Genomic DNA, 24,636 nt, shown 5'->3' with positions numbered 1-24,636 from the left:
TGCCCGCGTTTCCCGGACACCGGAGTAAATGACCTATCTCATGCAGCTGCCCGAATATCGCACCATTTCTCGAGCGCTTCCAGCGGTGGGCGATATCCCAGCACAGAGTGCAGGCGACGCCGATTGTAGAAGGCCTCTATATACTCGATCACAGCGGTACGCGCTTCCGCCACACTCGTGAAGCGACGATGATGAACGAGCTCCGGTCTTCAGCCACCTTGGCCAACACCATTCCGACGAGCCGCGCACCCCACCTGCCGCACGAGTCGCTTCATTCGAACTCCTGATCAACAATGCGGACGCCGACCAGAAGACCGGTGATCCCAGCACCACGCGGCCAGCAGCCCACGCACGTACGCACTCGCCGCCACAGCGGCCTGACCAGCCGAAATCCAGGTCACGCACAGCAGACGACCAACCGCGGTCACGCGCATCCGCGACCCCCGAGCCCTCGGAATGCACGTGGGCAAGCCGCGACCCGAGCGCGGCGGCCCTCACACGCCCGAAAACGGCCCTTCCACCTGCGGGACCGGCACTCGTCGAGGAATTGGACCAGAAAACGATCAGACGAAATCACGCCGTGGATTCAGGCTAAGGCTGCCCTGATTCCGCGAATGTCCAGACCACAGATTTCTTGACGATGGGTCTATTTGAGCACCGTGCACTCCCGGCGCCCGGACCTGAGCACAGTGCACACTTGCGCCGAAGCACGGCATCTTTTACCGTCTTCCCGACGGCCGGTTGTTTCATGGAGAAAGCCTGATCGTCCAGGGCGTCACGCATCTTTCGACGGAAACGCGAGCGTCGCAACCGGCTCCATGGAAACCCCGACCAAAAGGCCCCTGTCAATGCAGGGCACCTTGAGTGATGAGGAGGATGAATGCCGACCACGGAACTCATGCGCGTCTTGACCGATCCCGCCCTGCGGGATGACCTCACGGCGACCGGCCTGGAGAGGTTGCCCGAGCACCCCGCTGGCGATATCGACGCCGAGCTGGACCAGCTCCTGGTTCATGCCAGCTTGACGACCTGCGGGACCGGCGCGACCCTCTACTCCGGTGGAGGACCCGCCTGCTGCTGCTGAACCTCTGCTGAACCTCGGGTGCGGTGGGCGGTGCGGGCTGCGGGATCGCGTGAGCCGGTCGTCCCCGCACCGCTCCTGCCCCAGAGAGATGCGGAATGGATCCCACAGCCCTTTACCCTCTCGTGCGCGGAACGCCGTTGACCGAGCGGCTGCGGAGCAGCTCACCTGAAGCGGCATCCGCTCCGGACGGCGCCTCAGGGGAGTCGGCCCTGCGACGGCTGAACCGCTGGCGGCGGCCGCCCTTCGACAATCCCGAGCTGTGGTGCCTGCGCCTCCGCGCGGACGACCTCGACGAGAAGTCCCTGCTGGCCCTGCTGGGCGAGCCCGCAGACGCGCTCGCGAGGCGACTCGGCCAGCCAGCCTGGGCGGCGCGGCTGCAGCACGCGATGGCCGGGCCTCCGTACGCCGACGGCGATGGGACGAACGACGTCCTGCTGCCAGAGGTGGACGGCCACTCGCCGTACCTTGCGCGCGCCGCCTGGCCGCTGCTCGACGATGCCCGTGGCAGGCTGCGCGCCGTACTTGAACGGCTGGCCGGAGAGGCGACGCCCGCGCCGTTCCGCCCCGGCGAGCTGCTCGAGCAGGTCTACGCGCCGTTGCCGTGGGTCGTCCAGGGGATGCTCAGCCGCACGCTGGCACTGGAGCTTCACCTGGCCGGGATGCGCGGCGAGCTGCCCGACGGCACATCCGAGGAACGTTTCGCTGCGTTCCTCGACGCGCTGTCCAAGCCGTCCCGCCAGTGGACGCTGCTTCGCGACTACCCGGTGCTCGCAAGACAACTGGCGACAGCTGTTGACCAGTGGCTCGTCAACAGCCGCGTACTGGCCGAGCGGATCGTCTCCGACGCCGAGGCGATCCGGAACAGGTTCGCCTCAGGCTCAGAGATCGGATGCGTCGCCGAGGTCGTCACCGGTGTCGGTGACCGACATCGCGGCGGCCAGGCGGTGGCCAAAGTGCGCTGGGAAAGCGGCCTGGTGCTGGTCTACAAACCGCGTTCGCTGCGCGTCGACGAGCACTTCGCCGACCTGCTGGAATGGTTGAACGCCGCGGGCCTGCGCCTGCCGATGCGCACCCTCACCCACCTCGACTGCGGCGGCCACGGGTGGGTCGAGTTCGTACGCGCGGAGCCGTGCGCCGACGAGGCCGCCGTACGGCGGTTCTACCACCGCCAGGGCGTGCTGCTCGCACTGCTCGAACTGCTGCGTGCGAACGACAGCCACGCGGAGAATCTGATCGCCGCGGGCGATCAACCTGTCCTGGTGGACGTGGAGACCGTCCTGCAGCCTGTGCTGCCGCCCGGTGACGCCCGCTCGACCGAGGCGGAGCGGGCCGCGGAGGAGGCGGCCGCCGCCTCCGTTCTGCAGGTCGGCCTGCTTCCCGCGACGGCGTGGCCGACCAGGGACGGCAAGGCCGTCGATCTGAGCGGTCTCGGATACCGGCCTGGGCAACGCACCTCGGTGGGGCTGCCCGTGCTGACCGGGGTCGGCACCGACCGTATGCGCGTACGTTTGGAACGCATGCCGCTGAACATGCCGGACAACCGTCCGGTCGCCAAGGACGCCGAACTGAACCTGCTCGACTACACCGACGACCTGATCGCCGGCTACACCGAGCTGCACGTGCTCTGCCGGGCCCACAAAGACCGTCTGGCCGCCGATGACGGTCCCCTGGCGGCCTTCGGCGACGACCACGTGCGGGTCCTGCTGCGATCGACGATGACGTACGGCACGCTGCTGCGGACGGGATTCCACCCCGACGTGCTCCGTGACGGGCTGGATCGGGACCGCCACTTCGATTTCCTATGGCGCCAGGTGACCGATACCCCCGCGCTGGGGGCGTGTGTTCCGGCGGAACGCGCCGACCTGTGGCGGAACGACATCCCCTATTTCTCCAGTCGGCCGGGGCGGACCACGCTGTTCGACAGTGACGATCGTCCGGTGCCGGGGATCGAGCTGGGCAGCGCGCTCGAGCGGGTTCGGCAGGACCTGGCCGGCAGGGACGACGAACATCTCGACGGGCAGTTGCGGCTGATCCGCGGATCGCTGGCGACCGTCGCGATAAACGCCACGGACGACCTCGAGTTCCCCGAGTATCCCCTGCCCGATCAGGGTGACAGGGTCCCCGCGGCCGACCTGCTGGTCGCCGCCCAGAAGGTCGGCGATCAGCTCGCGCGGGAGGCGTTTCGCCGGAAGGGCAGCGCCCAGTGGCTCGGGCTGGGCTCCCAGGCCGGACGCAACTGGTCACTCGGCCCGCTGCGTCCCGACGTGTTCAACGGTCTGTCCGGGGTCGCGTTGTTCCTGGCCACCCTGGGCGCGATGACGGGCGAGCGGCGCCACACGGACCTCGCGCGCGACACCGTGGCGACCGTTCGCGCGCAGCTCGACCGCGGCCTCATCACGGTGCCGGCGGGCATGGCCGGGCTGCCCGGCGTGGTGTACGCGTTCTGCCGGTTGAGCGCGCTGCTCGACGACGGCTCGCTCGTTGACGAGGCCGAGGCCATCGCCGCCAGCCTGCTCGGGACGGCGGAGCATGACACCCGTTACGACATGGTGGGCGGCTCGGCGGGAACCATCGCCGCCCTGCGCGCCCTGCACGCCGTCCGCCCGGAAGGCCCTGCGGCTACGGTGATCGCCGAGGCGGCGCACCGGCTGGTGGAGTCCGCGGAGAGACATCCCCTCGGCGCCGGGTGGGTGCCGGCCTGGATGCGCGAGGACGGGCTGGCCAATGTCCCGCTTGCGGGCTTCGGGCACGGTACGGCCGGCATCGCGTTCGCGCTCGCTGAGGCCGCGGCACTCCTCGGCGAGCGGCGTTACGCGGCGATGTGCCACGAGGCGCTCGGCTACGAGCGCGGCCTGTTCGATCCTGAGATCGGAGATTGGCGAGACGTCCGCACGCTGGCAGCCGACCGGACCGGCATCTGCGCGTGGTGCCACGGCGCGGTCGGGGTCGGGCTCGGCCGGTTGGCGATCCGTACCGGACCGCTCGCTGACGACCCGGAGGTGGACGCCGAGATCGCCGCCTCCATCGCGACGACCAGGCGCGCGGGCTTCGGGCGGTCCCACTCGCTGTGCCATGGCGATTTCGGCTCACTCGACCTGCTGCTCACCGCCTCGTCGGTACTGTGCCGCCCCGACCTGCGGGACGAGGCGGCCCGCCGCACCGCCGGCATACTCGGCAGCATGAAGACCAACGGCTGGATGTGCGGAGTGCCGTTCGGACTCTCCACCCCCAGCCTGATGGTCGGACTGTCCGGGATCGGCTATGGCCTGCTGAGGGCCGCCGACCCCGGTGGCGTCCCTTCGGTGCTCACCCTGCAGGCGGGCAAGCCTTTGATTTCTTCGGTTGGTGTGGTGGGCAGGTAGGTGCTTTTCATGCCGAGCGGGGTGAGCAGCCGTCGGTCGAGTTCGGCGGCCAGGGTCTTGCCGGTCACCCTTTCAATGATCATGCCCAGCAGGAGGTAGTTAGTGTTGGAGTAGTTGAAGGTTCCGATCTCCACCGGGCAGGGCTTGGCGCTCGACAGCTTGACCAGGTCGATCGGCCGGTGGCTGGTGGTCACTCCGTGAACATGTGCGTAAGCTCCGCTGCCGACACCACCTTGCCGCCGAACAGAGCCTTGATGAACGTCTCCAGATCGGCAGTGCTGGAGATCAGGTCGCCGGAGGCCCAGGTGGAGGTGGAACTGGTCACGGTCATGTCCACGACATGGTTGCGGCCGTACTCGATGGCGTTCTGGAAACCCTTCGGGACGACCGGGACCGGCTCGGCCAGGTGCGCAAGCCCACGGTGGCGGCGGTGTCCGGGTACGCGCTGGGCGGCGGCTGCGAGCTGGCCATGCTCTGCGACATCGTGCTCGCCGCCGACACCGCGGTCTCGGCCAGCCAGAGACCAAACTGGGCGTCATCCCCGGCATCGGCGGCTCCCAGCGGCTGACCCGCGCGGTCGGCAAGGCCAAGGCCATGGAGATGTGCCTGACCGGCCGGAACATGGATGCCGTCGAGGCCAGCAGGAGCGGCGGCGTCGACAGGGCGCTGACCCAGACCATGAAGCGCAGCGAGTCGGGTGGCGCGGCCCTGCGCTGGACGATGATGCCGACGCTCCAGGCGGCCGCGGCGGCCGCGGCGGCCACGTAAAGCGCGAAGGCTCCGATCGGGCCCGACACGCCGAAGTCGAAGGCGACCAGGGCGAGCCCGCAGAACGCGACGGCCAGCCCCGTGACGCGGCGGGCGGTGAGCCGCTCCCCGAGCAGCGTCGCCGCGAACAGCACGGTGAACAGTGCCTGCGTCTGCAGGACGAGCGAGCTCAGCCCGGCCGGCATGCCGACGAGCAGCAGGCCGAACTGGCCCACGCCGATGGCCGCGGCCACCCCGGCCACCCAGCGCCATGCGACCCCCGGCCGCCCCACGAACAGCAGGGCGGGAACGCCGCCAGGGCGAACCTGAGGCCGGCGTACTGCAGGGGTGCGAAGTGCCGCAGGCCGGTCTGCATGACGACGAAGTTGAAGCCTCAGACCAAGCGCAGGAGCTCGCCGCGAGAGAGCGACGTAGGAGCCAACGAGTGGCGGAGCGGGCGTGACCATGGGCACGAGGCCAGGCCGACGGCGAGGGCGAGACGGCGGGGCCGCACTCAGCGAGCGGGCTTCTGGTAGCGGATGCGCTGCTCGCGAGCCTGCTCGGCAAGGACCTTGAGGTACGACAGGGTGTCGGGACGCTGCCTCTTCAGCTTGATGATTCTCATGCATCTATTTTCATCTGCTACACAGTCAACCACAAGCGAGACTTTCTACGCTAAACCATTTAGACTGACTTACATGTTGGACTTGAACCGGCTCAAGGCCCTTCACGCCGTGCACGTCTACGGGTCGGTCGGAGCCGCCGCCGACGCGCTGATGGTGACCCCGTCGGCGGTGTCCCAGCAGATCGCCAAGCTGGAGCGGGAGACCGGCGCCAAGCTCATGGAGCGCAACGGTCGCGGCGTGCGGCTGACGGACGCGGCCGGCCTGCTCGCCGAGCACGCCGAGCGCATCCTCGCCCTGGTCGAGACCGCGGAGGCCGACTTCGAGGCGCTGCGCGGCGAGGTCGTCGGCCGGCTGAACGCCGCCGCCTTCCCCACAGCCTCGCGCGGCCTGATGCCCGCCGCCCTCGTCGAGCTCAGGAAGCACCACCCCGACCTGTGGGTGCAGCTGCACGAGCGGGATCCGGAGCGCGTCGTGCGCGACGTGGCCAGGGGCGAGCTCGACCTGGGCGTGATCCAGGACTGGCTCAACAGGCCCATGGCCATCCCCGACGGCCTGTCCAGGGCCACGCTGCTCGACGACATCGCCGACGTCGCGATCCCCGCCGACCATCCGCTGGCGGGCAGGAAGGAGCTGGAGCTGGCCCAGCTGCACGGCGAGCGGTGGATCAGCGGCTCGCCGGGCACCGTCTGCCACGACTGGCTGGTCTTCACGTTGCGCAGCGCCTCGATCGAGCCGGTGATCGCCTGCATGGCCGAGGAATATCCGACCCAGCTCGCGCTCGTGGCTGCCGGGCTGGGCTGCGCGATCGTGCCGCGGCTCGGCCGCGACTGCGTGCCCGACGGCGTGAGCCTCGTCCCCCTCAGGCCGCGCCAGTCACGCCGCATCTACGCGATCTGGCGCTCCGACGCCGCCCGCCGCCCCGCGATCAGGGCCATGGTCGAGGCGCTCGCCGAGGCGAGCAGGACGCAGGCGAACGCCTGGGCCGTCAGCTGAGCGTGACGGCCACGATGCCGCCGACGATCACGCCCGCCGCCAGCAGCCTGCGCCGCAGGTCGCCCTCGGCCAGCAGCCGCCCGCCGAGCAGGACCCCGATCAGCACGCTGACCTCGCGGGCCGGCGCCACCACGCTCACCGGCGCCATCGTGAAGGCGAACAACACCAGCACGTACGAAACGAAGATCAGCACCGCCGTCCCCACCACCCGGAACCGGTGCTCGCGCCACACGGGCAGCACCAGCTTCCGCCGCGTGCCCAGCACGACGGGCGCGAGCACGAGGGCACGTGCGGCCTCGCCGAGATAGTTGAGCATCAGCGGCGCCACCGCGAACGCCGTCACCACCTGCGAGTCCCACACCGTGTAACCCGCGATGAACACCCCCGTGGCGAGCCCGGGAGCCACCGCCTTGAGCCCGCCTTTCGCCTTGCCGCCGCTGAGCATGAACACGCCGACCCCGACCAGCACGATCCCCGCCACGCCGGCCGGCGACGGCCGCTCGCCGAGGAACAGCACGGCGGCCAGGCTGGCCAGCATCGGCCCGGTGCCGCGCGCGACCGGATAGACGACCGACAGGTCCGCGGTTCCGTACCCCCGCTGGAGCAGCACGAAATAGCCGAGGTGCAGGGCCATGCTGCCGCTGATCACGGCGAGGTCCTGCCATGTCGGGAGGGTGGCCGTGACGATCAGGAACCCGGCGAACAGCGGCGCCCACACGACCGCCGCCGCGACGGCGACAAGCCAGACGAAGACAAGGCCGTCGGCCTGGGAAGCCTTCTTGCTGAGCACGTTCCACGAGGCGTGGGCGACGGCGGCGACCAGAATGAGGACGAGTGCCCATGGACTCAACCCGGCGCCTCCCCTCAGGAGGGCGACTTTACCGTCGCGTGAACGCCGGGCGAACACGGCCCCAAGGGCTCGGCGCGTGGCTGGGCGCGGCCGAGCGGATAGGCTGTGCCACACCATGGCTGAATTGACCGTCGTCCACCTTCTGCGCCACGGTGAGGTGCACAACCCCAAAGGCATTCTCTACGGCAGGCTGCCCGGCTACCACCTGTCGGAGACTGGCCGGCTCATGGCCGAGACGGTCGCCAAGTCGGTCGGCGGCCGCGACATCGTCGCCGTCTACAGCTCGCCGCTCGAACGGGCGATGGAGACCGCGGCGCCGCTCGCCGACAAGCTCGGCCTCGGGATCACGCAGGACGTGCGGCTGATCGAGGCCGGCAACCTGCTGGAGGGCCGTACGGCGGGGCCCGGCCTGGCGCTGCTGCGCAACCCGCGCAACTACCGCTATTTCTGGAATCCGCTCCGCCCGTCATGGGGCGAGTCCTATCCGGCCATCGTCCAGCGCATGCGCTCGATGATCGACGAGGCCAGAGCGGCGGCGCGCGGGCACGAGACGGTGCTCGTCAGCCACCAGCTCCCCATCTGGGCGATCAGGATGGCCGCCGAGCGGCGCAGGCTCTGGCACGATCCCCGGCGCAGGCAGTGCGCGCTGGCCAGCATCACCACGTTCACGTTCGACGGAGATCGTCTGGTCAGCGTGGGCTACAGCGAGCCGGCCGGTTCGCTCGATCCCGGCCCCTCCGTCCCCGGGGCCTGAGGCGCTCCCCGGTGTCCGGGGCGTGCGGAGTCGCCGGTAGAGTTGCAAGCTCTACCGGTTGTAGTACAAGGAGATCTTCCTCCGTGCGCACCAAGTCCATCTTTCTCGTTCTCCTGGCTGCGATGGTCGCCGGCTGCGCGGGCAACCAGAGCGGCCAGCCGCAGGCGGGCGACACCCGTTTCGTCGCGGGCGACGGGAAGATGCAGGTGTTCGAGGCGGGCGAGCGCAAGCCGGCGCCCGCGATCGAGGGCCCCACCCTCGACGGGGGCACCGCATCGCTCGCCGCGCACAAGGGCAAGGTCGTGGTGCTCAACTTCTGGGCCTCGTGGTGCGGCCCGTGCCGGGCAGAAGCGCCCGTGCTCAAGGAGGTCGCCGCCAAGACCAAGGACAGCGGGGTCGAGTTCCTCGGCGTCGACTTCAAGGACCGCCAGGCCGACGCGCTGGCGTTCGAGCGCACCGAGAAGACCGGCTATCCCCACATCTTCGACCAGCCCGGCAAGGTCGCGCTGGCCTTCCAGGGCACGGTGCCGCCGGCCGCCATCCCGTCCACGCTGATCATCGACGAGCAGGGCCGGATCGCGGCCAGGGCGCTGGGCGCGGTGAAATACACCGACCTGCTCGACGCGGTGACCAAGGTGCGCGATGAATGACGTCGTCGCCTCGGGCTCGCTGCTGCTCGCAGTGCCGATCGCGGTGCTCGCCGGGGTGGTGTCGTTCCTGTCGCCGTGCGTGCTGCCGCTGGTGCCCGGCTACCTGTCCTACGTGACCGGCATGAGCGCCGACCCCAGACGGGGGCGGCTGGTGCTCGGCACGGTCCTGTTCGTGGCCGGGTTCGGGCTGGTCTTCGTGCTCAGCGGGGCGCTGTTCGGCGGGCTCGGGTCGGTCATGCTCGGCAACGCCGAGATCATCACGCGGGTGCTCGGCGTGCTCACCATCCTGCTCGGGCTGGCGTTCCTGGGCGCCATACCCGGCCTGATGCGCGACGTGCGCATCCACCGGCTGCCGTCCGCGGGGCTGGCGGGCGCGCCGCTGCTCGGGGTGGTGTTCGGGCTCGGGTGGACCCCGTGCATCGGGCCCACGCTGGCCGTCGTGCTGGCGCTCGGGCTCAACGAGGGCAGCGCCGGGCGAGGTGCGCTGCTGGCGGTCGCGTACGCGCTCGGGCTGGGGCTGCCGTTCGTGGGGGCGGCGCTCGCCTACAGCAAGGCCCTGCGTACGTTCCGTGCCATCCGCAAGCACTCGCGCCTGATCACCAGGATCGGCGGCGGCATGATGGTGGCCGTCGGCGTGCTGCTCGTGACCGGGCTCTGGGGAGAGATGATCGCGGCCATGCAGGGTCTGATCGGCGCCTTCGAGCCGGTGATCTGATGAGTGTCCAGGAGCTGGAGAAGCCGCGCTCGCCCAAGCCGGCCGGGTTCGGGCCGGTGGGCTGGCTGCGCTGGGGATGGCGCACCCTCACCTCGATGCGGACGGCGCTGATCCTGCTGTTCCTGCTGGCCCTCGGCAGCGTGCCCGGCTCGGTGGTGCCGCAGCGCGGCGTCGAGCCCGACAAGGTGGCCGCGATCTACGAGCAGGACCCGGCCCTGGCCGAGTGGTACGACAGGTTCCAGCTCTTCGAGGTGTTCACCTCGACCTGGTTCGCCGCCGTCTACCTGCTGCTGTTCACCTCGCTCATCGGCTGCATCGTGCCGCGCACCGCGACCTACCTGCGCGAGCTGCGCCGCAAGCCGCCCGCCGCGCCGAAACGGCCGTCCAGGCTGCCCCACTCCGCCACGTTCGACGGCGACCTCACGGTCGAGCAGGCCGCACGGCGGCTGCGCAGGATGCGTTTCCGCGTCGCCACCGGCGACGGCTGGGTGTCGGCGGAGAAGGGCTTCCTGCGCGAGACGGGCAACCTGTTCTTCCACGTCGCCCTGCTCGGCATCCTGGTCGCGATCGGCGCCGGCTCGCTCTTCGGCTACCGGGGCAACGTCCTGGTCGTCGAGGACGACGGGTTCGCCAACACGGTGGCCGCCTACGACCGGTTCATGCCCGGCAGCCAGGTGTCGGCGGAGTCGCTGGAGCCGTTCTCCTTCCAGCTGGCCGACCTCAAGGTCTCCTACCAGGTCACGGGCGACAGGAAGGGCCAGGTGCTCGACTACTCGGCCCGCCTGAAGGTCAACGACTCGCCCGAGGCGCCCGCCCGCGACTACGAGCTCAAGGTCAACGAGCCCCTCGACGTCGGCGGCACCCAGACCTACCTGATCGGCAACGGCTACGCCCCCGTCTTCAGGGTGACCGACGGCAAGGGCCAGGTGGCCTTCGAAGGGCCCGTCCCGTGCCTCATCGAGGACAAGGCCACGATGACCTCGGGATGCGTGGTCAAGGCGCCCGACGCGCAGCCGGAGCAACTGGGCTTCCTGCTGCGGTTCCTGCCCACCAGCGTGCCGCTGACCGACGGCAGCCACGTCTCCGCCTTCCCCGGCGAGCTCAACCCCGAGGTGCAACTGCTCGGGGCCTTCTCCGGCGACCTGGGCGTGCGCTCGGGCCGGCCGCAGTCGGTCTACGAGCTGGCGCCGCCCGAGGTCATGAAGAAGCTCAACCCGCTGCTCATGGCCTCCGACACGCCCAAGCCGCTGGCCGTGGGCCAGTCGGTCGACCTGCCGGGCGGCGTGGGCAAGATCGAGTTCACCGGGGTCAAGGAGTGGATCACGCTCCAGACGGCCTACGACCCTGGCCGCCTTCCCGCGCTGGTGGCGGGCGGCACCGCCGTCGTCGCCATCGCCCTGTCGCTGATGATCAGGCGGCGCAGGGTGTTCGTCAGGATCGAGGGTGGCAAGGTCGAGGTGGGCGGCCTGACCCGCACAGAGGGCTCCGCGGCGGGCTTCGCCGAGGAGTTCGCCGACATCGTCAAGGATCTATCAGCAGGAGAAAAGGATGTCCGCTGAGCAACTCGCCGAGCTGAGCGACCTTTTCGTCGTCGCCGCCGTCCTGCTCTATGTCGTCGCCATGGTCGGGTTCGCGATCGAGCTCGCCTTCGGCCGGGCCCGTCCCGGCGTGGCCGCGCGGTCCGCGGGCGGAGCGCTCGGCGCCAGGAAGCCGGTCGCGGTCGGCGCCCCAGCCGGCGACGGGGCGCCGGGCCGCGACGCGGTCACGGGACTCCCGGGCGACCACGTGGACGCGGGCGGCGACGCGACGGCGCCCGCGTCCGGAGGAGACGTCGCCGCGGCCGGCGACGACGGCGCGCCGCCGTCCAGGGCCGCGGTCAGGGCCGGGACGGCCGCCCTGGCGCTCGCCTGGCTCGGCTGGGCCGCCAACCTCGGCGCCATCGCCACCCGCGGCCTGGCCGTCGACCGGTGGCCCTGGGGCAACATGTACGAGTTCGTGGTGGCCATCTGCTTCGCCGCCGTGACCGCGTTCCTGGTCACCCAGCTGCGCGCCAACGTGCGCTTCCTCGGCTCCTTCGTCATGGTCACCGTCGCGCTCGGTCTCGGCCTCGCGGTGAAGGCCTTCTACACCACGGCGGGGCCGGTGGTGCCGGCGCTCGACTCGTACTGGATCGCCATCCACGTCTCCGCCGCGATCGTCGCCAGCGGCCTGTTCACGATCGCGGGCGTGTCAGGCGTGCTCTACCTGCTGCGCGGCGACGGGCTTTCGCGTCTGCCGGCCCGCGCCGACCTGGAGCGGGTGGCGCACCGGGCGATCGTGTTCGCCTTTCCGGTGTGGACGTTCGCCGTCATCGCGGGTGCCCTCTGGGCCGACCGCGCGTGGGGCCGCTACTGGGGCTGGGACCCCAAGGAGGTGTGGGCGTTCATCACATGGGTCGCCTACGCCGCCTACCTGCATGCCAGGGTGACGGCCGGTTGGCGGGGGAGGTCGGCGACGATCGTGCAGTTGGTGGCGTTCGGTTGCCTCCTGTTCAACCTGATCGGGGTCAACATCTTCTTCGAGGGCCTGCACAGCTACGCCGACGTGGACTAGCTGACGTCGTCGCCGCGCATGCGGCGGTCGAGGTCACGGAGGAAGTCGGGGTCGTCGTCCGGTCCCTTCGGCGTGCCGGGGCCCGGAGGGACGGGCCATGCCGCCCGAGGGGCCCGCGGACGGCCACGGGCCATCCACACCAGGCCGCCGAGCAGCGGGATCAGCACGACTATCAGGATCCAGAGCGCTTTTGGTACGTTCCTAACTTCGTCTTCCGGCGTGGTCACCACGTCGAAGAGGGAGAAGAGCCAGAAGGCGAGCAGCCCAAGGCCGATTAGAACACCTGCCATGCCCGAACTGTAAGCCATCCTCAGCGTGATCGTGCCGCTTGATGTCCCATTTCGGGTGACTAGGGGAAGATCGACGTCGTACGGTGGAACCCGATGTGCCGGTCTGCATGGGCTTCACGGCGTTGAGAGGTGCGATGGCCTTTTCTCACGACAAGGGCCGGCATCGACGCGGCCGTTGGTGGCGGCGCGGCTCCTACCTCTTCTCCCGGCGCGGCGAGGCGCCGCCCGACTCCGACCGCTCGTTCTGGTCCAACGCCCGCGAGAGGCGCAGGGAGGCGCGCGCGGCGGCCAGGGAACGCGAGGGCACGGACAGCCGCCGTCCGGCGGGCAGCGGCAAGCTCAGCGGCCGGCCGGAGCGGTCGGCCTGGCCCGGCGCGGACCAGCCGGAACGCAGGACGTGGCCGGGAGCCGAGCAGCCGGACCGCAGGCCGTGGCCGGGCGGGGACCAGCCCGACCGCAGGACGTGGCCGGGCGGGGAGGACCGCGGGCACTGGCCGGGGGCCGAGCAGCCGGAGCGCGGGGCGTGGCCGGGCGGCGGGGAGCCGGGACGCGGTGACCGTCCCGAGCGCGGGGCGTGGCCGGGCGCCGAGGCGGAGACGCCGCCGGGCCGTCGCGAGCGCCAGGTGACGTGGGACGCCTTCACGGTGCGCGAGCGCCGCGCGCGGCTGCCCGCCGCCGTGGCCGAGCGCCCCCGCTACACCTGGTACGACTTCGAGCTCAACGACGAGCCGCTCAGAGCGCAGCCGAACCGGCCCGACGTGCCCTCGATGGGCGACGGTTTACGCCACTGCGGCAAGCTGGAGCAGATCCTGCACCGGCAGTGGGACGTCCGGCGAGGACCGCCGTCCCCCGAGGTCGTCCACGCGGTGGAGAGCCTGGCCCGGCTGCCCGACGGTCTCAAGGACAAGCTCGCGGCCGGACTCGAAGGCATCTACGTCGGCCGGGGAGGCGTGCCCGACCTCGACGACATGGGCTACTTACGCGGCGCCCCCTTACCGTCGGGCCGCGCGACCTGGGACATCTGCGCGGGCGCGTACGGAGATCGCAAGATCGTGGTGGGCGACCGCCCCTCGCCCACTCCTGACGTGATGATGCACGAGGTCGGCCACGCCATCGACGACGTCGACTCGGCGCACGGCGAGTGGGTCTCGGACTCGCCTGAGTTCGTGCGGCTCTACGAGACGGCCATGCCGGTGCTGGCCTCGACGTTCCACCGCCAGGGAGGCGGGCTGGGACGTAAGGAGTTCTTCGCCGACGCCTTCGCCGCCATCGCCTCCCGCCAGCGTCCTGCCCTGGTGGACATGCTCGGGGGCGACACGCGGATGGCGCTCGACGTCATGCTGTTCTTCAACCGGCGCTACGGAATCTAGGTGGTCCACCATGTACGTCATCCGGCTCGCGGACGGGACGCTACGCGTGCCGCAGAGCCTGACCAGCGAAGACGGTCGGCTGATCGGCAACGCGTACGTGGAGCTCCAGCCCGGCGATCCCGATTACGAGACGTTCCTGCCCGAGGCGCTGACGGAGGAGGAGGCGGCCGAGCGCCGCCGGCGCTGGGAAGAGGAGAACGACGACCTGGAGCGCGAGTTCCTGGCTTTCAAGGCCGAGCAGGAAGGTGCCTGAGGGGGAACGGACGGACAGGCGCCAGCCACGGTCGGCGGATGGCGCCGCCCCGTGCTCACCGTACGGAAGTGTGGCCGGGAAGCACGCAACAGTCGATCCCGTCCGCGGTGATCCTGGCGGACAGGATCACCGACTGGACGGAACGTCAGACGCGCGGGGACTCACCTGCTGGCCTGTCGGCCGTGAGAACGTCCTCGCCTCGGAGAAGGGCGTGGACTTCCGACTCGCGGAAGCGCCGGTGCCCTCCGGGGGTGCGGATACTGCTGATGCGGCCTGCCGCAGCCCAGCGCGTAACCGTCTTTGGGTCTACCCGGAAGAGGGCGGCAACCTCTCCTGGGGTCAGCAGACGCTCGCTGCTACTCTCCACCAATCTCTCCCCCTCGCATCCCGCTTCCTGCCAGCGGGCGGACAGGTAACCAGTGTGTCGAGCGAAGCCTGATTTATCCGTGGTTTTCTACAAAGATCACGGGTTGTTATCAGCTGACTGCCCGATTGTTATATGATAGAGCCTCTTTGGGGCTCTCGTGGGTGTTTCTTTACGAAACTCCCTGACTGGGACAGTAGCAGTGCTCGCGTCTGATGCGAAGAGCGACCGCGACACAGGTCCGAGTAACCTCGAACCTGTGCGTCCCGTTCTCGTTTACACCGCGTCGCGGATCGGCCTGTTTCTGGTGACCCTGGGTGTGCTGTGGCTGCTCGGACTGACTAACCCCCTGCTACTGATCGTCTGCTCATTCTTGATCAGCGGCATAGCGAGCTACGTCCTGCTGTCCAGGCAGCGTGACGCCGTGAGCGCGCGCATCAGCGACAAGGTCGACCGGCCGAAGCCGCACGACGACTAGGGCAGGGGGAACATGCCAATCCGGGCATGGTACTCCCGTCCGAGTCTCGTCGTGTCGCTACCGACAAGTAGTCCGGTGGGATGCGCGTAAAACGCCTTCACGCCGATCCCGCGCTCGCGCGTCGGATTCCAAGTCAGGGCCTTTCCCGTGCGCGGATGAATGGCGCCGATGCCCGGCCGTGACACCGCTCCAGGGCCGGCGGAGTCGCGGCCCCGCGGATTGTCCAGCCAGCGCAGGTGCCCGCCCACATAGACCGCCGCACCCGTCACCGAGACCGCGTAGAGCGAATCGCCTCCCGTGCTGTTGACCCAGGTCGGCTTGATGCGCGAGCCCTTGGCGTAGGTCTCGAATCTGGCGGTCGTGTCGCACATGCCGGCCCTCGGCCCCCCCGTGGTGACCACCGCGAAATAGCGGCCGTCGGGGGAGAAGTCGAGGCCGCGCACGTACGACGGGAACGCGGCCATGCACTTGCGCGCGTACACGTCGGTCCGCCACGGCGCGACCCTGGCCACGCGCCCGCCGACGTCGATCAGCCCGAGCTGCGGCCTGGACACGCCGTCGAGCGTGGTGAAGGTGCCGTCCACGGCGAGCCTGTCGCGCGAGACGGCCAGCGCGTAGACCTTCACCTGCCTGGTCAGCGGCTTGCCCGGCGTGATGGCGAAGTCGGGGTCGGCCGCGCCGGTGACCGCGTCGAGCCTGGCCAGCGCGGTGCGCGGGCTGACGAAGTCGCCGCCGACGTACAGCTTGGAGCCCTGGCGGGCCAGCGTGGTCACCGCTCCGCCGCCGATGCGCGGCGCGAAGCCGGGCACCAGCGCGCCGTCGGAGAGGCGGAGCTTGGCCAGCGCCCTGGACGGCTCGTTGTTGACGCCGTGGAACTGGCCGCCGACGTAGACGGTGCCGCGCTCGCCCGCGGCCAGGCCGTGGACCGGGCCTGGGATGACGGGCGCGAAGTCCTCCAGGACGCGGCCGGTGGCCAGGTCGTAGGCGAACACGTTGGCGCGCGGATAGGTGGTGGTGCGGGCGGCGTCGGCGACCTCGCTGAACGCGCCGCCGACCACGACGGTGCGGCCCACGACGGCGATGGCGTTGACGATGCCGTCGAGCACGTGGGGGGTGCTGTCGATCGGGTCGGCCAGCACGACGCGAGGATGCGCGGTGGGGGCCGAGGCGATGATCGCCGCAAGGGCGAGACGGGCAAGCATTCGCCAATTTCTAGCAGACGTAGCGTAATGAGGTGGATACTTTCCGTTGAATGTTCCGATAGCCATATGGTGTGGGCATGACGCGCGCTCAATTGGACAAACAGCCGGACGAGGTCGCCGCGATGTTCGATCGCACCGCCCGGCGTTACGACCTGGTCAACGATGTGGTCTCCCTCGGGCAGGTCAGGCTCTGGCGCAAGGCGGTGGCCGCCGCGGTCGACGCCGGGCCCGGGGAGATCGTCCTTGACCTGGGGGCCGGCACGGGCTCCTCCACCGACGCGTTCACCTCGCTGGGCGCGCGGGCGATCGCCTCCGACTTCTCGCTCGGCATGCTCCGCACCGGCGTGCGCCGCCACGGCGGCAACGCGTTGACGGGGCAGGGGGTGCCGTTCGTCGCGGGTGACGCGCTGCGGTTGCCGTTCGCCGACGACTCCTTCGACGCGGTGACGATCTCGGTGGCGCTGCGCAACGTGCACGACACCACTCTGGCGCTGAAGGAGATGTTGCGGGTGACGAGGCCGGGCGGGCGCCTGGTCATCCTCGAGTTCTCGCATGTCACGTTCGCGCCGTTCGACCTGGTCTACCGCGAATATCTGATGAAGTTGCTGCCCAAGGTGGCCAAGGTGTTCGGGTCGAATGACGATTCCTACGAATACCTGGCGGAGTCGATCCGCGACTGGCCCGACCAGCCGACGCTGGCGCGGATGATCCAGGACGCCGGCTGGGAACGGGTGGCCTGGCGCGATCTCACGATGGGGATCGTCGCCATGCACAGGGGATTCAAGCCCGCTTGAGTTCGATGGTGGTCAGGTGTGCCCAGCGGTGGTGCCGGTAGATGGTCACCTCCTTCGCGAAGCAGGCGACCCTGATCTCGGGGATGTAGTCCTCGAACACCTCTGGCGTCATGCCCGAGCGGCACCAGATCAGCATCGCGGTTCCGTTCTCCGTGCCCGCGGTGTGCACCACCAGCGGCATGCGGCCTTCAGGTGTGCGCAGCGGCGTGCGCAGGCACAGGCCTTGAAACCGGTGCCTGAGCACCAGTCGCGCGGCGGCCCGCCGTACGGGCGGAGCCGCGGCGCAGGCCAGCACGGCCCCGGTGACCAGCACCACAGTCGGCGCCGGGCCCACCCACGCCGACAGCGGGACGGCGGCCATCGGCATGGCCGCCGCCATCGCGATCTCGGCTCGCCACCGCCACACCAGGCCCGCGGCCGCCCCGGGATCGTGCGCGACGGGGATCTTCTGATGGTTCCTGAACCTCCTGGGCGGCGGCTCGGAGACCGCCTGGATGTCGATCCGGCCGCCCGGGTCGCCCTCCTCGACGGCGGCCTCCGTCATCTCCTTCTTGCGCGCGTTGAAGCGGGGGTCGCGATAGTGGCGCGCGCCCCATCGCCTCCGGTCGATCTCCCAGCCGTTGTCTCTCGCGAACTCGTTGGGCCCGCGCCAGATCCACCTGTTCACGGCGGCGGCTAATTGTGCCCAGCTACCCTTGCGTTGTCTGCTCCCGCGTGTACCGTCTGACATGTCCGCGGCTCCGGATTTTGGTCTGAGTCAGAGTCGGGGGTGCAGCGCGGCTACGGGCGGATGGGTCCCGACCATCCGCCCATTCGCGCACCCAGATTCCCGGAATTGCCCCTCCCTTCTTCCCCCGCATTCCTTCGTGGCGGGCTACCCTAAGGGTGTGCCGGAGGGCGTTCCCGTGCAATTCCCGCGGGGATGACGGCAGGGACTCTTTCCGGGACCAAAGCAGACCTTCCCGGCGAGGATTGCCCAGTAGTTGAAATGGGCATAATCAATGAATTCCTTGGGAGGAGCCCGAGTGGTCGGAGAAATCAATCCGACACTCCGCCGCCGGAAGCTCGCTGCCGAGCTGCGGCGGCTTCGCGAGGAGGCGGGGCTCCACGGCGTGCAGGTCGCGCGGTCCTTACGCTGGTCGACCTCCAAGATCTCGCGTCTCGAAACGGGACAGGTGGCCCCTTCGGCCAAGGACGTGGCGCGGCTCCTCAAGCACTACGGGGTCGACGACGAGCTCAGCGTCCTGCTGCTGGAACTCGCCCATGGCGAGAACAAGGGGTGGTGGGACGCCTACGCCGACGTGTTCGCCGACGCCGTCGTGGAACTCTTCGGACTGGAGGACGGCGCGAACCTGGTCAGGGCCTGGGGGTCCTTCAGCCTCCCCGGGCTGCTGCAGACCCGCGACTACGCCGAGCAGATGGGCTTCCTGGCCCGCATAGTCGAGATGGCGCCGCCCGGCAAGATCGAGCGCAGGACCCGTGCGAGGCTGCGCAGGCAACGGGTGCTGCTGAAGGACCCGCCGCTCAACTACTCCGTCGTGCTCGACGAGGCGGTCCTGCGCCGACGCTTCGGCAACGCGGACGCCAAGCTGATGAGCGACCAGATGAGCCATCTCATGAAGATGAGCGATATGCCGAACGTCGCCATTCGCGTGCTCCCGCTGGAGCAGCCGCACCCGACCGACATCGCCAACTTCATCCTTCTGAGCTTTCCCGCGATGCCGGTGCTGGGGGACATCTCCCGCGAGGCCGTCTACTTCGAGAACCATCCCGTTTTCACGTTGTCGGAAGACGAGGAGACGGTCCTCCAGTACTCTCTGGTGTTCGACGGGCTCCTCGGCCAGGCCCTGAGCGAGGAGGAGTCGCGGGCCTTCATCGCCTCGCTCGCCGGTCTCTAAAGTGATCGCTTTGTGACCGCAATGGTTCGGTGGGCGGACCCGTTTCGGCTGCGTCCGCGCACTCTGCTCATTACTGTTACCAGAGTGACCTTTGAGGCTGGGGAGGACGCCGTCCGATGAACGATCGTGTCCTGTCGGATGGCTGGCGCAAGAGCTCCTTCAGCGGAGCGGCAGGTGAGTGTGTCGAGTTCGCCAGGGGCGCCGGTGGGGAGATCATGATCCGTGACTCCAAGGACCCCTCGGGGCCGGCTCTGACCTTCACCCCCGGCGAGTGGCGGGCCTTCGTCAAGGGGGTCCGGAACGACGAGTTCGACGTTTGACGGTGCCCGGCACGCAGGTAAAGGCCCTTCGTCAGGACGAAGGGCCTTGTTGTGTCCGGGAAGTGCCCCCCGACTGCCACTATGTGCTCGAAAAGCAGTAGACTTCGGGCCGACAAGTTTGTGAAGGGGTTCACAAAGGAACGAAGGCGCCACACCCCAAGGCCTTCGAGCGTGTAGGACAGGACAGTCCAGTGACCGTGCCAGCAGCCCGACCTCAAGCGCAGGAGCTCGTCCCGAGAGAGCGAAGCCGACGGAGTGGCGCTGACGCGACCAGGGGCACAGCCGACGCTGATGTCATCGTCGTCGGCGCCGGCCCTGCCGGCTCCGCGACCGCCTTCTACCTCGCACAGGCCGGCCTCGACGTGCTGCTCCTGGAGAAGACCAGGTTCCCCCGCGAGAAGGTCTGCGGCGACGGCCTGACGCCGCGGGCGGTCAAGCAGCTGCTCAACATGGGGGTCGACATCGACGCCCCCGGCTGGGTCAGGAACAAGGGCCTGCGCGTCGTGGGCGGTGGCCTGCGGTTCGAGCTCGACTGGCCCCAGCTGGAGCGGTTCCCCGACTTCGGGCTCGTACGCACCCGGCAGGATTTCGACCAGATCGTCGCGGCCACGGCGGTGAAGGCGGGCGCGCGCCTCATGGAGGGCGTCACCGTCACCGGCCCGGTGCTCGACGACCGCAGCGGCCACATCGTCGGCGTGACCACCAAGGACGGCCGTACGTTCCGCGCGCGCGTGATCGTGGCCGCCGACGGCAACAGCACCCGCCTCGCCCTCGGCATGGGCCTGCACAAGCGCGAGGACCGCCCGATGGGCGTGGCCGTGCGCACCTATTTCGAGAGCCCCCGCCACGACGACGACTACCTGGAGACGTGGCTGGAGTTGTGGGACGGCGACACGCTGCTGCCCGGCTACGGCTGGGTGTTCGGCGTCGGCGACGGCACCGCCAACGTGGGGCTCGGCCTGCTCAACACCAGCGCCCAGTTCAAGAACATCGACTACCGCGACCTGCTCAGGCGCTGGTGCCGGTCGATGCCGGCCGACTGGGGCTTCACCGAGGAGAACATGACGACGCCCATCCGCGGCGCCGCGCTCCCGATGGCCTTCAACAGGCAGCCGCACTACACGCGCGGCCTGATGCTGGTGGGCGACTCCGGCGGCTCGATCAACCCGTTCAACGGCGAGGGCATCGCGTACGCCATGGAAACCGGCGAGATCGCCGCGGAGATCATCGCAAAGGCCCTCAGGGGCACCACTCCCGCGCAGCGCGAGCGGACCCTGCGGGCTTACCCCCGCGTGCTGAAAGACGCATACGGTGGTTACTTCACCCTCGGCAGATGGTTCGTCGAGGCGATCGGGAAACCGGGCGTGATGCGCTTCGGCACCAGGCATGGGCTTCCCCACCCGAGGCTGATGCGCTTCGCGCTCAAACTCCTTGGTAATCTCACCGACCGGCGAGGCGATGCGTCGGACAAGATCATAAACGCACTTTCGAAGGTCGCGCCACCAGCATGAATCTCAGAACTGACAGATCCGGCTGCGCGCCCGCGCGCGCGGCGACTCCAGAGGAGGCGTAGCGATGGACCTTTACGTGCCCATCCTGGTGCTCGCCGTTCTCGCGGGGGGCTTCGCGATCTTCTCGGTCGCCATCGCTCCCTTCACCGGCCCCAAGCGCTGGAACCGCGCCAAGCTTGACGCCTACGAATGCGGCATCGAGCCGACGCCCCAGCCGGTCGGTGGCGGACGGTTCCCGCTCAAATACATGGTCACCGCGATGCTCTTCATCGTGTTCGACATCGAGATCATCTTCCTCTATCCGTGGGCGGTCTCGTTCGCGCCGGAGCTGAACGACGCGGGCCAGGCGATCGCCCCGGGCCTTGGGCTGTTCGCCCTGGTGGAGATGCTGCTGTTCATCGTCACCGTGCTCGCCGCCTACGCGTACGTGTGGCGCCGCAAGGGTCTGGACTGGGACTGAAAATGGGACTTGAAGAGAAACTCCCCAGCGGGTTCATCCTCAGCACCGTCGAGGCGGCCGCCGGATGGGCGCGCAAGAACTCCGTGTGGCCGGCCACGTTCGGCCTCGCCTGTTGCGCCATCGAGCTGATGGCCACCGGTGGCCCCCACTACGACCTGGCGCGCTTCGGCATGGAGCGCGCTTCGGCGTCTCCTCGCCAGGCCGACCTCATGATCGTCGCCGGGCGGGTCTCGCAGAAGATGGCCCCCGTGCTGCGCCAGATCTATGACCAGATGGCCGAGCCCAAGTGGGTCATCTCGATGGGCGTGTGCGCCTCCAGCGGCGGCATGTTCAACAACTACGCCATCGTGCAGGGCGTCGACCACATCGTGCCGGTCGACATCTACCTGCCCGGCTGCCCGCCGCGGCCCGAGATGCTGATCGACGCGATCGTGAAGCTGCACGACAAGATCCAGAACATGAAGTTCGGCGCGCACCGGGCCGAGCAGATCGACGAGCTCGAGCTGCAGGCGCTGCGTACGCTGCCGTTGATCGACCAGGGGGCATCGAAGTGACCTCGCCCGACAACCTCCCTGGCAGCCCGGACAGCGGGCAGACGCCCGAGGCCCAGGTGCCCGCGGTGCCCGAGTCGCCCGTCGCCAGGCGCGGCATGTTCGGGGCCGCGGACTCCGGCGACACCTCCGGCTACGGCGGCCTCGTCGTACGCCGGCAGCCCCAGATCTCCACGCCTCGCCCGTACGGCGGCTACTTCGACGAGATCGTCGACGCGCTCGCGCTCGACGACGCGATCGATCGGGTCGTCGTCGACCGCGGCGAGCTCACCCTGCACGTCAAGCGTGAGCGGCTGGTCGAGGTCTGCCAGAAGCTGCGTGACGACCCGGCGCTGCGCTTCGAGCTCTCGCTCGGCGTGTCCGGCGTGCACTACCCGCACCTGACGGGCGAGGAGCTGCACGCGGTCATCCACCTGTGCTCGATCACCTTCAACAGGCGCGTGCGCGTCGAGGCCGCCTGCCCCGACGACGACCCGCACATTCCATCCACCGTAGGCGTTTACCCTGGTCATGACTGGCATGAGCGGGAGACGTACGACTTCTTCGGCATCGTCTTCGACGGCCATCCGGGCCTGACCCGGATCATGATGCCGGACGACTGGGACGGCCACCCCCAGCGCAAGGACTATCCGCTGGGCGGCATCCCCGTCGAATACCGGGGCGCCACCGTCCCCTCGCCCGATCACAGGAGGTCGTACGCGTGAGCGAGCATGTCGAGCTGAGCGTTGACGACCGGCGGGAGGAACACGCGTGAGCACGGCTTATGACGAGGCGACCGAGGGCAAGGTCTACTCGGTCACCGGGGCCGACTGGGACCAGGTCGTGTCCGGCGTGCGCGACTCGCAGGACGAGCGCCTGGTCGTCAACATGGGCCCGCAGCACCCGTCCACGCACGGCGTGCTGCGGCTGGTCCTGACCCTCGACGGTGAGACGGTCACCGAGGCGCGCGGCGTCATCGGCTACCTGCACACCGGCATCGAGAAGAACATCGAATACCGGACGTGGACCCAGGGCACCACGTTCGTGACCCGCATGGACTACCTCTCGCCGATCTTCAACGAGACCGCCTACTGCATGGGCGTGGAGAAGCTGCTCGGCATCGAGGACCGCATCCCTGACCGGGCGCAGGCCATCCGCGTGATGATGATGGAGCTCAACCGCATCGCCTCGCACCTGGTGGCCATGGGCACGTTCGGCATGGAGCTGGGCGCGACCACGCCGTTCCTCTTCGGGTACCGCGACCGCGAGATGGTCATGGACCTGTTCGAGTACATCACCGGCCTGCGCATGAACCACGCCTACATCCGGCCGGGCGGCGTGAGCGTCGACCTGCCCGCGGGCGCGGTCGACAAGGTAGGCGAGTTCCTCAAGGAGATGCCCAAGCGGATCAAGGACATCCGCAAGCTCCTCGACGAGAACCCGGTCTACGTCCGCCGCACCCAGGACGTCGCCTACCTCGACCTGACCGGCTGCATGGCGCTGGGCATCACCGGCCCGATCCTGCGCGCCGCGGGCCTGCCGTGGGACCTGCGCAAGTCGCAGCCCTACTGCGGCTACGAGACGTACGAGTTCGACGTCCCCACCGAGCGTGGTTGCGACGTCTACTCGCGCTACCTCGTCCGGATGAAGGAGATGGAGGAGTCCCTCAAGATCGTCGAGCAGGCGCTCGACCGTATCGCGGGGCCGCTCAAGGGCGACCCGGTGATGATCGAGGACAAGAAGATCGGCTGGCCCGCGCAGCTCGCGCTCGGCCCCGACGGGTTCGGTAACTCGCCCGACCACATCGCCCACATCATGGGCACCTCGATGGAGGCCCTCATCCACCACTTCAAGCTGGTGACCGAGGGCTTCAGGGTGCCGGCCGGGCAGGCGTACGCCAGCATCGAGTCGCCCAAGGGCGAGCTCGGCGCGCACGTGGTCAGCGACGGCGGCACCCGCCCCTACCGCGTGCATTTCCGCGAGCCGTCCTTCTGCAACCTGCAGGGCTTCCCCGCGATGGCCGAGGGTGGCCAGGTCGCCGACGTGATCGCCGCGGTGGCATCTATCGACCCTGTCATGGGAGGTGTGGACCGGTGACATTTGCACCGGATGTCCGTGAGCGTCTGGAACGGGACGCCAAGGAGATCATCGGGCGCTACCCGAAGACGCGGTCGGCGCTGCTGCCGCTGCTCCACCTCGTGCAGTCGGAGGACGGCTACGTCTCCGACGACGGGCAGGAGTTCTGTGCCGAGATGCTGGGCATCAGCAAGGCCGAGGTCACCGGCGTCGCGACGTTCTACACCATGTACAAGCGCAAGCCGGTCGGCGACTATCACGTCGGCGTCTGCATCAACGCGCTGTGCGCGGTCATGGGCGGCGACGAGATCTGGGAGGAGTTGTCGGAGCACGTCGGCGTCGGACACGACGAGGCGACCCCCGACGGCAAGGTCTCGCTGGAGCGCATCGAGTGCAACGCGGCCTGCGACTTCGCCCCCGTCATGATGGTCAACTGGGAGTTCTTCGACAACCAGACGCCCGAGTCGGCCAAGCAGCTCGTCGACGACCTGCGCGACGGCAAGGACGTGCGGCCCACGCGCGGCCCGAAGAAGCTCTGCTCCTTCAAGGAGGCCTCGCGCGTGCTCGCGGGCCTGCCCGACGACCTCGCGGGCGACGGCCCGTCGGCCGCCGGCCCCTCGCTGGAGGGTCTGAAGGTCGCCAAGGCCCACGGATGGAAGGCCCCCGAGGCATGAGCGAGCGTAGCGAGCGATCGAATCGACACAGCCACTTGTCGTC

General features: G+C 69.2%; 27 protein-coding genes and 2 pseudogenes. 20 read left to right on the top strand and 9 right to left on the bottom strand.

The window, feature by feature from the left end; genetic code table 11:
* Positions 1-38: 38 nt before the first annotated feature.
* Both E1292_RS05005 and E1292_RS05000 read right to left on the bottom strand, forming a co-directional pair.
* Positions 39-191, bottom strand: a pseudogene (locus E1292_RS05005) (IS3 family transposase); the annotation flags it as partial.
* A 584-nt stretch (positions 192-775) separates the two neighbouring features.
* A complete protein-coding gene (locus tag E1292_RS05000; RefSeq protein ID WP_132592448.1) occupies positions 776-1,015 on the bottom strand; it encodes a hypothetical protein in 240 nt (79 codons plus the stop codon).
* A 191-nt stretch (positions 1,016-1,206) separates the two neighbouring features.
* On the opposite strand from E1292_RS05000, the gene E1292_RS53480 reads away from it, so the two are divergent.
* Positions 1,207-4,446: a type 2 lanthipeptide synthetase LanM family protein gene (locus E1292_RS53480; RefSeq protein WP_132592446.1), complete on the top strand. Its 3,240-nt coding sequence runs from the start codon at positions 1,207-1,209 to the stop codon at positions 4,444-4,446.
* On the opposite strand, the gene E1292_RS53475 is transcribed toward E1292_RS53480, so the two are convergent.
* The gene (locus E1292_RS53475; protein WP_132592443.1) at positions 4,344-4,640 is read right to left on the bottom strand and encodes a serine hydrolase; all 297 of its coding nucleotides are present in this window, start codon (positions 4,638-4,640) and stop codon (positions 4,344-4,346) included. The genes E1292_RS53480 and E1292_RS53475 overlap by 103 nt on opposite strands.
* On the bottom strand, positions 4,637-4,783 hold the full coding sequence (locus E1292_RS50905; protein ID WP_165974389.1) for a hypothetical protein: 147 nt from the start codon (positions 4,781-4,783) through the stop codon (positions 4,637-4,639). Before E1292_RS50905 ends, E1292_RS53475 begins: the two co-directional genes overlap by 4 nt.
* A gap of 3 nt (positions 4,784-4,786) precedes the next feature.
* Here E1292_RS50905 and E1292_RS54790 point away from each other — a divergent pair.
* Positions 4,787-5,214, top strand: a pseudogene (locus tag E1292_RS54790) (enoyl-CoA hydratase-related protein).
* Positions 5,215-5,891: 677 nt separating this feature from the next.
* Positions 5,892-6,812 (top strand): LysR family transcriptional regulator, encoded by a 921-nt coding sequence (locus E1292_RS04980; RefSeq protein ID WP_132592441.1) that lies wholly within the window; start codon positions 5,892-5,894, stop codon positions 6,810-6,812.
* On the opposite strand, the gene E1292_RS04975 is transcribed toward E1292_RS04980, so the two are convergent.
* Complete coding sequence (locus tag E1292_RS04975; protein WP_165974388.1) at positions 6,805-7,662, bottom strand: EamA family transporter; 858 nt, start codon at positions 7,660-7,662, stop codon at positions 6,805-6,807. The two genes, E1292_RS04980 and E1292_RS04975, sit on opposite strands and share 8 nt — an antisense overlap.
* Before the next feature lie 115 nt (positions 7,663-7,777).
* Between E1292_RS04975 and E1292_RS04970 the strand changes: the two genes are divergently transcribed.
* From E1292_RS04970 to ccsA, 5 genes are all read left to right on the top strand, one after another.
* Positions 7,778-8,416, top strand: a complete 639-nt coding sequence (locus E1292_RS04970) for a histidine phosphatase family protein (protein ID WP_132592437.1) — start codon at positions 7,778-7,780, stop codon at positions 8,414-8,416.
* Positions 8,417-8,499: 83 nt separating this feature from the next.
* Positions 8,500-9,066 (top strand): TlpA family protein disulfide reductase, encoded by a 567-nt coding sequence (locus tag E1292_RS04965; RefSeq protein WP_342775606.1) that lies wholly within the window; start codon positions 8,500-8,502, stop codon positions 9,064-9,066.
* Positions 9,059-9,781 carry a cytochrome c biogenesis CcdA family protein gene (locus E1292_RS04960; RefSeq protein ID WP_132592435.1) on the top strand — a complete coding sequence of 241 codons (723 nt, stop codon included), beginning with the start codon at positions 9,059-9,061 and terminating at the stop codon, positions 9,779-9,781. The genes E1292_RS04965 and E1292_RS04960 overlap by 8 nt, the downstream gene beginning before the upstream one ends.
* Positions 9,781-11,340, top strand: coding sequence for a cytochrome c biogenesis protein ResB (resB, locus tag E1292_RS04955; protein WP_132592433.1), 1,560 nt, complete (start codon positions 9,781-9,783; stop codon positions 11,338-11,340). The genes E1292_RS04960 and resB overlap by 1 nt, the downstream gene beginning before the upstream one ends.
* Entirely contained in the window at positions 11,330-12,373 is a 1,044-nt protein-coding gene (gene ccsA, locus E1292_RS04950; protein WP_132592431.1) for a cytochrome c biogenesis protein CcsA, read from the top strand. The genes resB and ccsA overlap by 11 nt, the downstream gene beginning before the upstream one ends.
* On the opposite strand, the gene E1292_RS04945 is transcribed toward ccsA, so the two are convergent.
* On the bottom strand, positions 12,370-12,663 hold the full coding sequence (locus tag E1292_RS04945; protein WP_132592429.1) for a PLD nuclease N-terminal domain-containing protein: 294 nt from the start codon (positions 12,661-12,663) through the stop codon (positions 12,370-12,372). The genes ccsA and E1292_RS04945 overlap by 4 nt on opposite strands.
* A 134-nt stretch (positions 12,664-12,797) precedes the next feature.
* Between E1292_RS04945 and E1292_RS53465 the strand changes: the two genes are divergently transcribed.
* Positions 12,798-14,033 (top strand): hypothetical protein, encoded by a 1,236-nt coding sequence (locus E1292_RS53465; protein WP_246089933.1) that lies wholly within the window; start codon positions 12,798-12,800, stop codon positions 14,031-14,033.
* A gap of 10 nt (positions 14,034-14,043) precedes the next feature.
* The gene (locus E1292_RS04935) at positions 14,044-14,286 is read left to right on the top strand and encodes a hypothetical protein (RefSeq protein WP_132329319.1); all 243 of its coding nucleotides are present in this window, start codon (positions 14,044-14,046) and stop codon (positions 14,284-14,286) included.
* A gap of 145 nt (positions 14,287-14,431) precedes the next feature.
* On the opposite strand, the gene E1292_RS04930 is transcribed toward E1292_RS04935, so the two are convergent.
* On the bottom strand, positions 14,432-14,653 hold the full coding sequence (locus E1292_RS04930) for a BldC family transcriptional regulator (RefSeq protein ID WP_026214226.1): 222 nt from the start codon (positions 14,651-14,653) through the stop codon (positions 14,432-14,434).
* A gap of 256 nt (positions 14,654-14,909) precedes the next feature.
* Between E1292_RS04930 and E1292_RS04925 the strand changes: the two genes are divergently transcribed.
* A complete protein-coding gene (locus E1292_RS04925) occupies positions 14,910-15,128 on the top strand; it encodes a DUF4229 domain-containing protein (RefSeq protein ID WP_132592427.1) in 219 nt (72 codons plus the stop codon).
* Here the strand turns inward: E1292_RS04925 and E1292_RS04920 are convergent.
* Complete coding sequence (locus E1292_RS04920; protein ID WP_132592425.1) at positions 15,125-16,330, bottom strand: hypothetical protein; 1,206 nt, start codon at positions 16,328-16,330, stop codon at positions 15,125-15,127. The genes E1292_RS04925 and E1292_RS04920 overlap by 4 nt on opposite strands.
* 77 nt (positions 16,331-16,407) lie before the next feature.
* Here E1292_RS04920 and E1292_RS04915 point away from each other — a divergent pair, with 77 nt between their 5' ends.
* A complete protein-coding gene (locus E1292_RS04915) occupies positions 16,408-17,124 on the top strand; it encodes a demethylmenaquinone methyltransferase (protein ID WP_132592423.1) in 717 nt (238 codons plus the stop codon).
* On the opposite strand, the gene E1292_RS04910 is transcribed toward E1292_RS04915, so the two are convergent.
* Complete coding sequence (locus E1292_RS04910) at positions 17,111-17,791, bottom strand: hypothetical protein (protein WP_132592421.1); 681 nt, start codon at positions 17,789-17,791, stop codon at positions 17,111-17,113. The genes E1292_RS04915 and E1292_RS04910 overlap by 14 nt on opposite strands.
* Before the next feature lie 358 nt (positions 17,792-18,149).
* On the opposite strand from E1292_RS04910, the gene E1292_RS04905 reads away from it, so the two are divergent.
* The 8 genes from E1292_RS04905 (at position 18,150) to nuoE (ending at position 24,593) form a co-directional block, all read left to right on the top strand.
* Positions 18,150-19,022, top strand: a complete 873-nt coding sequence (locus E1292_RS04905) for a helix-turn-helix domain-containing protein (RefSeq protein ID WP_165974387.1) — start codon at positions 18,150-18,152, stop codon at positions 19,020-19,022.
* Between the two features lie 116 nt (positions 19,023-19,138).
* Positions 19,139-19,342 carry a DUF397 domain-containing protein gene (locus E1292_RS04900; RefSeq protein WP_132592417.1) on the top strand — a complete coding sequence of 68 codons (204 nt, stop codon included), beginning with the start codon at positions 19,139-19,141 and terminating at the stop codon, positions 19,340-19,342.
* Between the two features lie 296 nt (positions 19,343-19,638).
* A complete protein-coding gene (locus E1292_RS04895; RefSeq protein WP_132592522.1) occupies positions 19,639-20,853 on the top strand; it encodes a geranylgeranyl reductase family protein in 1,215 nt (404 codons plus the stop codon).
* Positions 20,854-20,917: 64 nt separating this feature from the next.
* Positions 20,918-21,313 carry an NADH-quinone oxidoreductase subunit A gene (locus E1292_RS04890; RefSeq protein WP_132592415.1) on the top strand — a complete coding sequence of 132 codons (396 nt, stop codon included), beginning with the start codon at positions 20,918-20,920 and terminating at the stop codon, positions 21,311-21,313.
* Positions 21,314-21,315: 2 nt separating this feature from the next.
* Positions 21,316-21,867 carry a NuoB/complex I 20 kDa subunit family protein gene (locus E1292_RS04885; RefSeq protein WP_132592413.1) on the top strand — a complete coding sequence of 184 codons (552 nt, stop codon included), beginning with the start codon at positions 21,316-21,318 and terminating at the stop codon, positions 21,865-21,867.
* Positions 21,864-22,568: an NADH-quinone oxidoreductase subunit C gene (locus tag E1292_RS04880; RefSeq protein WP_132592411.1), complete on the top strand. Its 705-nt coding sequence runs from the start codon at positions 21,864-21,866 to the stop codon at positions 22,566-22,568. The genes E1292_RS04885 and E1292_RS04880 overlap by 4 nt, the downstream gene beginning before the upstream one ends.
* A 46-nt stretch (positions 22,569-22,614) precedes the next feature.
* Positions 22,615-23,940, top strand: a complete 1,326-nt coding sequence (locus tag E1292_RS04875; protein ID WP_132592409.1) for an NADH-quinone oxidoreductase subunit D — start codon at positions 22,615-22,617, stop codon at positions 23,938-23,940.
* Complete coding sequence (gene nuoE, locus E1292_RS04870) at positions 23,937-24,593, top strand: NADH-quinone oxidoreductase subunit NuoE (protein ID WP_132592407.1); 657 nt, start codon at positions 23,937-23,939, stop codon at positions 24,591-24,593. Before E1292_RS04875 ends, nuoE begins: the two co-directional genes overlap by 4 nt.
* The last annotated feature ends 43 nt before the right edge of the window (positions 24,594-24,636 follow it).

Source organism: Nonomuraea deserti (assembly GCF_004348685.1).
Taxonomy (GTDB): domain Bacteria; phylum Actinomycetota; class Actinomycetes; order Streptosporangiales; family Streptosporangiaceae; genus Nonomuraea; species Nonomuraea deserti.
This window is presented reverse-complemented; position numbering and strand designations above follow the sequence as displayed.

Coding starts and splice junctions, on each gene's coding strand:
- E1292_RS05000 (WP_132592448.1), bottom strand. CDS start 1,015: ATGAACCAGGAGCTGGTCCAGCTCGGCGTCGATATCGCCAGCGGGGTG.
- E1292_RS04980 (WP_132592441.1), top strand. CDS start 5,892: ATGTTGGACTTGAACCGGCTCAAGGCCCTTCACGCCGTGCACGTCTAC.
- E1292_RS04970 (WP_132592437.1), top strand. CDS start 7,778: ATGGCTGAATTGACCGTCGTCCACCTTCTGCGCCACGGTGAGGTGCAC.
- E1292_RS04960 (WP_132592435.1), top strand. CDS start 9,059: ATGAATGACGTCGTCGCCTCGGGCTCGCTGCTGCTCGCAGTGCCGATC.
- resB (WP_132592433.1), top strand. CDS start 9,781: ATGAGTGTCCAGGAGCTGGAGAAGCCGCGCTCGCCCAAGCCGGCCGGG.
- ccsA (WP_132592431.1), top strand. CDS start 11,330: ATGTCCGCTGAGCAACTCGCCGAGCTGAGCGACCTTTTCGTCGTCGCC.
- E1292_RS04945 (WP_132592429.1), bottom strand. CDS start 12,663: ATGGCAGGTGTTCTAATCGGCCTTGGGCTGCTCGCCTTCTGGCTCTTC.
- E1292_RS53465 (WP_246089933.1), top strand. CDS start 12,798: ATGGCCTTTTCTCACGACAAGGGCCGGCATCGACGCGGCCGTTGGTGG.
- E1292_RS04935 (WP_132329319.1), top strand. CDS start 14,044: ATGTACGTCATCCGGCTCGCGGACGGGACGCTACGCGTGCCGCAGAGC.
- E1292_RS04920 (WP_132592425.1), bottom strand. CDS start 16,330: ATGCTTGCCCGTCTCGCCCTTGCGGCGATCATCGCCTCGGCCCCCACC.
- E1292_RS04915 (WP_132592423.1), top strand. CDS start 16,408: ATGACGCGCGCTCAATTGGACAAACAGCCGGACGAGGTCGCCGCGATG.
- E1292_RS04900 (WP_132592417.1), top strand. CDS start 19,139: ATGAACGATCGTGTCCTGTCGGATGGCTGGCGCAAGAGCTCCTTCAGC.
- E1292_RS04890 (WP_132592415.1), top strand. CDS start 20,918: ATGGACCTTTACGTGCCCATCCTGGTGCTCGCCGTTCTCGCGGGGGGC.
- E1292_RS04885 (WP_132592413.1), top strand. CDS start 21,316: ATGGGACTTGAAGAGAAACTCCCCAGCGGGTTCATCCTCAGCACCGTC.